The 1,326-nt window shown below is 69.8% G+C and carries 1 protein-coding gene; it reads right to left on the bottom strand.

Translation table 11 applies throughout. The features are described from left to right. Positions 1-20 precede the first annotated feature (20 nt). Positions 21-1,085: an IS110 family RNA-guided transposase gene (locus ABT245_RS45920; RefSeq protein WP_351747135.1), complete on the bottom strand. Its 1,065-nt coding sequence runs from the start codon at positions 1,083-1,085 to the stop codon at positions 21-23. Between the last annotated feature and the right edge of the window lie 241 nt (positions 1,086-1,326).

Raw genomic sequence — 1,326 nt, forward strand, 5'->3', positions numbered from 1 at the left:
GGGGAAGCTCCTATAGATCGTCAAGCGGTCTGTGGGAGCGGTTTGGTGGGGTGGGTCACGTGGGGTAGGTGTCGGTAGATCTCGCGGGCGACGAACCGTTTGAGGCAGCGGACGATGTCCTTCTTGACCATGCCTTCGGCGGTGCGTCGGGCGACGTATTCCTGGGTGCGCTGGTCGTACTTCATGCGGACCAGCACGATGGTGTGCAGGGCGTTGTTGGCCGCGCGGTCGCCGCCGCGGTTGAGGCGGTGGCGGTGGGTGCGGCCGGAGGAGGCCGGGACCGGGGCGGCCCCGCAGAGGTGGGCGAAGGATGCTTCGGAGCGGAGCCGGCCGGGGTTGTCGCCCGCGCTCGTCAGCAGCTGGCCGGCGGTCTCGGGGCCGACGCCCGGCAGGGCGACGAGCCTGGGAGCGGCCTGGGTGACCAGCGGCCCGATCTCCTTGTCCGCGTCCTTGATCTCTTCGTCGAGCTGCTGGTAACGGCGGGCGAGCCGCCGCAGCGCGGTCTTCACCGCGCAGGCGGGGTCGTGGAGGTTGCCGGTGGGGCGGGAGCGGGCCAGGGTGTCGACCAGTGCCCGCGTGGAGAGCCCCCGCAGCTTGTCCCGCACCATGGACGGGGCGGTGACGACGAGGGTCCGGATCTGGTTGATGGTCTGCGTGCGGGCCTTGACGGCGCTCTTGCGGACCACCCGCAGGGCCCGGATCGCCTCCACGATCCCGTTGCGTGCCTTGGGTGTTCCTCCTGCCCGGCCGGACAGGACCGCGGTCGCGGCCCCGTAGGCGTCGATCGGGTCGGACTTGCCGTTGTCCCGCCTCGCCTTGCGGTCCGGCCGGTCCACCTCGATGACCGTGACCTCGTTCGCGGTGAGGAAGCGGGCGATCTCGGCTCCGTAGGCGCCGGTCCCCTCGACCCCGACGGCGAGGATCTCACCGTGGGACCGAAGCCAGTCCAGCAGCCGCTGGTATCCCTCCGGGGTGGTCTCGAACTGCTCGGTGGCCAGGTGCCGGCCGATGCTGTCGATGACCGCGGCCTGGTGGAGGTCGGTGTGGGTGTCGATCCCGCCGACCACCGCTATCTCGTCTGCCATGCTGTTGTGTGCTGCCCTTCCAACGTGCACCAGTGGGAGGGCACGGGCCGGTCGGGCAGACGGACAAGACAGTGATGGGACCTCTGGCCAGGCTCCTATTAGGTCACAGACGCCCGACCGGCCACGTGCCGGACGGCACCGCACGGCAGGCCGACGATTCCCCAGAAGGACAACCGAAGCGCCAGTCAGGTGAAGAGTCAGACCCCCGGGCGATGCCATGGTCAATCCTCACTGTCAGGTG

It is taken from the genome of Streptomyces sp. NPDC001508, assembly GCF_040298665.1.
GTDB lineage: Bacteria > Actinomycetota > Actinomycetes > Streptomycetales > Streptomycetaceae > Streptomyces.

Bases quoted from the DNA above. Each gene is read 5' to 3' on its own strand.
- ABT245_RS45920 (WP_351747135.1), bottom strand. From the start codon at position 1,085: ATGGCAGACGAGATAGCGGTGGTCGGCGGGATCGACACCCACACCGAC.